We start from the raw sequence: 6,744 nt of genomic DNA, 5'->3' as shown, positions 1-6,744 counted from the left end.
CATTGGTCAGGATGCAGCCGATGCCGGCGATCTCGCGGTTGTCCTGGATGGTCTGCACCAGCACCACCTGCTGGTCAGGTTCGCTGATCGTCGCGCAGCCGCCCAGCGCCGCGATAACCGCCACCATGATGATTTTTTTGAAGCTTGCCATGTTGTCCACCAACGTTTGCCTATACCCCGGTAACGGCACGCTGGCGGATTTCCTGAAGCCTTACTTGAGGGGGATCGGCAAATTCGCCGGGACAGGAACAGCTGTGACACTGTTCTGCGGACTGCCTTCGATCAGGCGGTCGGAGTAAACGAGATAAACCAGCGCGTTGCGCTTCGAATCCACCATGCGCACCACGCGCACGTGCTTGAACAGGATCGACGCCCGCTCGGAAAACACTTCTTCCTGGCGCGGCAGCTTGCCCTTGAATACAACGGCGCCGACCTGGCGGCAGGCCACCGACGCATTCGCCTTGTCCTCGGCGATGCCGATGGCGCCCTTGATGCCGCCGGTCCTGGCGCGCGACAGGTAGCAGCTGACGCCGCCCACGCGCGGGTCGTCGAACACTTCCACCACCACCTTGTGGTCAGGCCCGATCAACTTGAAAACGGTATCGACGGAGCCGATGGTTTCGGCGCCTGCGGACGCGGCCAGGCCAGACAAGGCCAGGCCAATCGCTGCTTTGGTCAACATGTTCATTCCGGGGAAAGGCGCTGCAATGGCGGGGGCGTCACTCGACCGGCGCAAAGCGCGGCACAAGCTTGCCGTCGACTTCTACCTGCTGGAAGAAGACGTCTTTGGGCCGTGTCCAGATGGTGCCGTTGGCGGCCCGGTACACGATCATCTCGGACAGGTCCGATTCGAGCGTGGCGATGCACACCAGTTCGTAAAGACCGCCCTTGTAGTGCCTGAACTGCATCAGGTCGCGGCTTTGTCTTCCGCGAGCACCTTCTGCTTTTTCTTCAGCCCCTGGATCACTTTCAGCACGCCTTCGATGCCGTCCGATTCGTCCAGGTCGCTGAAGGCGTCGAGGACTTCGTTGAGCACCTTGTTGCGCACTGTCGCCTCGTCCGGCGCCATTGGCGCAGCCTTTTCGGCTGGCTCGGCGGTCTTCTGGGTGGGGAGCTTGGCCGTTGCAGCGGCCGACTTGCCGTGCGCCAAGGCTGCCTGCCAGATTACCCAGCGGCGTTGCGTTTCGAATACCAGATACTCGTCTGGCTTGTCTTCACGGCGGCGTACGATGTGTCCGTCACGCTGCGCCCAAGCTTCAAATGCACTACGCATCATATTCCTTTACAAATGCTGTTTGCCGCATTTCGCCAAATACAATATTTGCAACGTTGCAAAATATTACCACCTAATTCAATAATGGCTATGAAATTTACGGCAGGCGTTGTGTGTTTACTGCGATATGTGGCGTTGCTGCACCTCTGTAACCGTGCGTACATGAATATTACGTCACTTGTTATAAAAATGCAATTTTTAATTCCTCATAGGTAACAATAGGCTATTTTACTATGGATGTGTATGCCCTGTTACAATTTGAAACATTTGTTCGTCATCCGAATGGAGAAGCTGTTAATTTTCCTTTCCGATGGGCTATTTTCAGCGACCCTTGCGCTAACGGCATGCAACGTCGATACTTCGGGGATTCGCATTACTTACATTCAACATGAAAATAGCAACCTGGAACGTTAATTCGCTCAAAGTCCGTCTCCCCCACCTGCTGCAATGGCTAGACACCAACCCGGTCGATGTGCTGTGCATCCAGGAGACCAAACTGGAGGACGAGAAGTTTCCGCTCATGGAAATTAATGCAGCTGGTTACCAGGTAGCGTTCAGCGGCCAGAAGACGTACAACGGCGTTGCCATCTTGTCCAGGCTGCCGATTACCGACGTGGTCCGGAACAATCCCCGCTTCGAGGATGCCCAGCAGCGCATCCTGGCCGCGACCATCGAGGGCGTGCGCTTCATCTGCGCGTATGTACCGAACGGCCAGTCGGTCGACTCGGATAAATACGTGTACAAGCTGGCGTGGCTGGCGTCGCTGCGCGAGTGGCTGGCGGAAGAACTGCGCACCCACGCCGACCAGGGGCTGGCGATCCTGGGCGACTACAACATCGCGCCGGAAGACCGCGACGTATACGACCCGGCAGGCTGGGGCGAGGAAGTGCTGTGCTCACCGAAGGAGCGCGCGGCGCTGACCGCGCTGGTGGAGCTGGGGCTGACCGACTCGTTCCGCATGTTCGAGCAGCCCGAGAAGTCATACAGCTGGTGGGACTACCGCCAGCTCGGCTACCAGAAGAACAAGGGACTGCGCATCGACCATATCCTGCTGTCGGAATCGCTGGCGAAGCGCTGCAGCGCATGCGCCATCGACCGCATGCCGCGCAAGTGGACGCAGCCCTCAGACCATGCGCCGGTGATCGCGACGCTGGACTAAGGCGATCAGGCGGCCAGGGCGCGCGTCACGTCCTGCACTTCGACCGGCTGCGAGAACAGGAATCCCTGGGCATATTGGCAGCCGCTTCCCTTCAGCAGCTTGTACTGCCCTTCGCTCTCGACGCCCTCGGCCACCACCGACAGCTGCAGGCTGTTCGACAGCGCGATGATCGCCGCCACGATGGCGCGGTCCTCGGCGCTGTTCTCGAGGTCCTTGATGAAGGCGCGGTCGATCTTCACCTTCTTGACCGGGAAGCGCTTCAGGTAGGCCAGGCTGGAGTAGCCGGTGCCGAAATCGTCGATCGACAGGCGGATGCCCATGCGGTTGATCTGGCCCAGGATCCCAAGCGTCTGCTCGCCGTGCTGCATCAGCGCGGTTTCGGTGATCTCGAATTCGATCAGCGCCGGGTCGATGCCCGTTTCGTCCAGGATGCGGCGGATCGATTCGATCAGGCCCTTGTGCATGAACTGGCGCGGCGACAGGTTGACCGCCAGCGGCACGGGCTTGAGCCCCTGGCGCTGCCAGGCGACGCTCTGCTCGCAAGCCTTGCGCATCACCCACTCGCCCACCGGCACAATCAGCCCGCTTTCTTCCATGATCGGGATGAAGGCGTCCGGCTGCACCAGCCCGTGGCCGCCGCGGCGCCAACGCAGCAGCACTTCCAGCGTGTGCACCTGGCGCGTGTCGATGTCGATGATCGGCTGGTAGAAGAGCTCGAACTCGTACCGTGCCAGCGCGCCGCGCAAGCTGCTTTCCAGTTCGAAGTGATGGGCCGCGGCCTGGTTCATCGTCTGCGTGAAGAACTGGTAGTTGTTGCGGCCGCTCGCCTTGGCGTGGTACATCGCCGCGTCGGCATGGCGCATCAGGGTTTCGACGTCGGCACCGTCGTCCGGATAGACGCTGATGCCGATCGAAGGCGTAATGTGAAGCATGCGGCCTTCGAAAGGGATCGGCGACGCCAGCGCGTCGATGATCTTCTCAGCCACCTGATTGCACTCGTCCGCCGCGCGGATGCCTGGCACCAGCACCACGAATTCGTCCCCGCCCAGGCGCGCCACGGTATCGCTGGCGCGCACCGCGCGGCACAGCCGGCTGGCCACTTCCTTCAGCAGGTAATCGCCGGTCATGTGGCCGAGCGAATCGTTGATGGTCTTGAAGCGGTCAAGGTCGATGAACATCACCGCCAGCTTGCGGTCGGAACGCTGGGCCGCCAGCATCGCGCGGTCGAGGCGGTCGGCCAGCAGCGAGCGGTTCGGAAGACCGGTCAGGCTGTCGTGGTAAGCCATGTGGTGGACGCGCGCTTCGGCCTGGCGGCGCTCGACGATCTCGGCCTGCAGCAGCGTGTTGGCGCCGGCCAGTTCGGCGGTGCGTTCCAGCACGCGCACTTCGAGCTCGTCGCGCGCGCGCCGCACCGCTTCCGCCGCCTCGCGCCGCGCGGTCACGTCGTCGACCAGCCATACCGACCGGCCGGTGGCCTTCGACAGGTCGAACGGGCGGCCCGACAGGCGCGCCCAGAAGGTGGTGCCGTCCTTGCGCATCAGCTGGTACTCGCCCACGCTGAGGCGGCCGGAGTGGAAATTGCGCGAAGTTTCGTCGCGTGCCACCTGCCAGCCGGCCTTGTCCGGATACAGCGACTGCACCGACAGGCCGACGATCTCGCCGGGCGCGTAGCCGAACAGCTCCTCCATCTTGGTATTACAGCGCAAGTTGTAGCCGTTCTCGATGACCGCGATGCCGAGCACCGCGCTGTCCAGGATCGCCTGGTTCTCGAGCAGCGCATTGCGCAGCGATTCTTCCGCGCGTTTTTGCTCGGTGCGGTCTTCGATGATCCAGATGGTGCCGGCGGCCGAATCGTCGATGTTCACCGCGAACGCGATCAGCTGCACCCACAGCACCGAACCGTCCTTGCGCACCATGTCAAGTTCGGTCTGGAACGGCTTTCCCGCGGAGACCAGCGGGTAGGCGACCGCACCGACATGTTCGTACATCTTGTCGCTCGGGTACAGGATACGGCCAGGCATGCCGATCGCCTCAAAGGCCTCGTAACCGAACATCTCGGAGAAGTAGCGGTTGTAGCGGCGCATGATGCGATCGCGCGTGAACAGGATGCCGAACGAGGCATTGGTCATGATCGCTTCGCCTTCGTTCATGGTGCGGCGCGCGTCGGTTACGTCTTCCAGGATCCAGATCGTGCCTGCCTCGTTGCGGCCGGTGTCGACCGCCTTGGCGCGCACGCGGCACCAGAACAGGCTGCCGTCGCGGCGGCGGAACTGCGCTTCAGGCGCTTCGAACGGCAGGCCGTTTCCGAGCAGCGGGCCGGCCTGCTTGCCGAACCTGCTGTACACCTCGGGGCTGGGGAAAACCTCGATCGCACGGCGCCCGATCAACTCTTCCTGCGTGTAGCCGAACATTTCGGCCATGCGCGGATTACAGGATGACATCACGCCGTCCTTGCTGAAAAGGATACCGACGTAGGCGTTGTCCAGGATCGCCTTCTGTTCCAGCAGCGCCTTGCGCAGGGCCGCCTGGCCGGAATCCATCTCGCGCAGGTCGGTGAACACGATAGCGGCGCCGGCGCAGCCTGCGCCGGCAGGCAGCGGCTTGGCACGCACCTGCACCGCGATCTCGCCGCCGTTCGCATCAGCCAGCGCGCTGGTCCAGTCCTGCTCGCGATCGCGCGCCGCTTCCAGTTGCGACACCGCGGCGGGCATCGCGTGCTCCGCAAACAATTCGACCAGGGTCAGTCCCGCGGCATCGCGGCCAGTCAGCGCGTTCAATTCCGGATTGGCTGCGAAAACCACGCCGGCCGCATCGCATGCGCAGGCCGGAAGGCCAATGAGGTGCAATGCTTCGGCGACGAAGCGGGAGTGTGTTGGTGCTCGGTCCATGTCTCGCGAACGCTATATGTAAGTGCTGCCTCTATCGTGGGTAGCATCAACTCGCGATCATAAACTACAAATGCACCCTCTTTTGCATATTTGTTGTTGCCAGCCACCGAAAAAAAGCCCCGCTGGCGCTGTTCGCGCGCGGGGCCCGGACGGTCTTGCTAAATTTTTCAGAACGAGTCGGACGGTACCCGCACCCAGCCTTCCATCAGCACGCGCGCGCTGCGGCTCATGATGGCTTTCTTGACATGCCATTCGCCGTTCTCCTGCGTGGCCTGCGCGCCGACGCGCAAGGTGCCGGACGGATGGCCGAAACGCACGGCGGTGCGTTCGCCGCCGCCTGCCGCGAGATTGACCAGCGTGCCCGGAATCGCGGCCGCAGTGCCGATGGCGACGGCTGCGGTGCCCATCATCGCGTGGTGCAGCTTGCCCATCGAGAGCGCGCGAACGTGCAGGTCGATGTCCTTCGCCTCGACCCGCTTGCCGCTCGACGAAACATAATCGCTCGGCGCCGCGACGAAAGCGACCTTCGGCGTGTGCTGGCGCTTTGCCGCTTCGTCAACGTGCTTGATCAGGCCCATGCGCACCGCGCCGTGGGCGCGGATGGTTTCGAACATCTCCAGCGCCCTGGCGTCGGTGTTGATCGCTTCCTGCAGCTCGGTGCCTTTGTAGCCGATTGCCGCCGCATCGACGAAGATGGTCGGGATGCCGGCATTGATCATGGTCGCCTTCAGCGTGCCGATGCCGGGCACGTCGAGGTCGTCGACCAGCTGGCCGGTCGGGAACATCGAGCCGCCCGCGCCCTCTTCTTCCGCTGCGGGGTCGAGGAATTCGAGCTGGACTTCGGCTGCGGGGAAGGTCACGCCGTCAAGTTCGAAGTCGCCGGTCTCCTGCACTTCGCGGTTCGTGATTGGCACGTGGGCGATGATGGTCTTGCCAATGTTGGCTTGCCAGATCCGCACTGTTGCGATGCCGCTATCGGGTATGCGCGCGGGATCGACCAAGCCGGCGCCGATGGCGAAGGCGCCGACGGCGGCCGACAGGTTGCCGCAGTTGCCGCTCCAGTCGACGAAGGCCTTGTCGATCGAGACCTGCGCGAACAGGTAGTCGACATCATGGCCGGGCGCCGTGGCGCGGGACAGGATGACGGCCTTGCTGGTGCTGGAGGTGGCGCCGCCCATGCCGTCGATCTGCTTGCCATAGGGGTCTGGGCTGCCGATCACGCGCAGCAGCAGCGCGTCGCGCGCGGCGCCGGGCACCTGGGCGACGGCGGGCAGGTCTTGCAGGCGGAAGAACACACCTTTGCTGGTGCCGCCACGCATGTAGGTGGCGGGGATTTTAATTTGGGGTGCGTGGGTCATTTCAATATCCTGTGTTCGGCGGATGCGCTCCGCTTATCCGCCCTACGCGTCACGTTGCATGTTGCA

At 62.7% G+C, this 6,744-nt stretch carries 6 protein-coding genes; 1 reads left to right on the top strand and 5 read right to left on the bottom strand.

Features of this window, described 5'->3' with window-relative positions; genetic code table 11:
- Positions 1-211 precede the first annotated feature (211 nt).
- Genes D3872_RS14945 through D3872_RS14935 form a run of 3 tightly spaced genes read right to left on the bottom strand, consistent with a single transcriptional unit; the run spans position 212 to position 1,273 of the window.
- A complete protein-coding gene (locus tag D3872_RS14945; RefSeq protein ID WP_220476943.1) occupies positions 212-682 on the bottom strand; it encodes a CreA family protein in 471 nt (156 codons plus the stop codon).
- Between the two features lie 37 nt (positions 683-719).
- Positions 720-908 carry a DUF1653 domain-containing protein gene (locus D3872_RS14940; RefSeq protein WP_119811547.1) on the bottom strand — a complete coding sequence of 63 codons (189 nt, stop codon included), beginning with the start codon at positions 906-908 and terminating at the stop codon, positions 720-722.
- A complete protein-coding gene (locus D3872_RS14935; RefSeq protein WP_119811557.1) occupies positions 908-1,273 on the bottom strand; it encodes a phiTE_015 family protein in 366 nt (121 codons plus the stop codon). Before D3872_RS14935 ends, D3872_RS14940 begins: the two co-directional genes overlap by 1 nt.
- 388 nt (positions 1,274-1,661) lie before the next feature.
- Between D3872_RS14935 and xth the strand changes: the two genes are divergently transcribed.
- Positions 1,662-2,432, top strand: a complete 771-nt coding sequence (xth, locus tag D3872_RS14930) for an exodeoxyribonuclease III (RefSeq protein ID WP_119811546.1) — start codon at positions 1,662-1,664, stop codon at positions 2,430-2,432.
- Positions 2,433-2,437: 5 nt separating this feature from the next.
- Here the strand turns inward: xth and D3872_RS14925 are convergent, their stop codons facing one another.
- Positions 2,438-5,320 (bottom strand): sensor domain-containing protein, encoded by a 2,883-nt coding sequence (locus tag D3872_RS14925; protein ID WP_119811545.1) that lies wholly within the window; start codon positions 5,318-5,320, stop codon positions 2,438-2,440.
- A 167-nt stretch (positions 5,321-5,487) separates the two neighbouring features.
- On the bottom strand, positions 5,488-6,678 hold the full coding sequence (prpF, locus tag D3872_RS14920; RefSeq protein WP_119811544.1) for a 2-methylaconitate cis-trans isomerase PrpF: 1,191 nt from the start codon (positions 6,676-6,678) through the stop codon (positions 5,488-5,490).
- Positions 6,679-6,744 lie beyond the last annotated feature (66 nt).

This window comes from Massilia cavernae (assembly GCF_003590855.1).
In the GTDB taxonomy this organism is placed as follows: Bacteria; Pseudomonadota; Gammaproteobacteria; order Burkholderiales; family Burkholderiaceae_D; genus Telluria_A; species Telluria_A cavernae.
The sequence above is the reverse complement of the archived record's forward strand: the minus strand, read 5'-3'. Positions and strand labels throughout refer to the sequence as shown.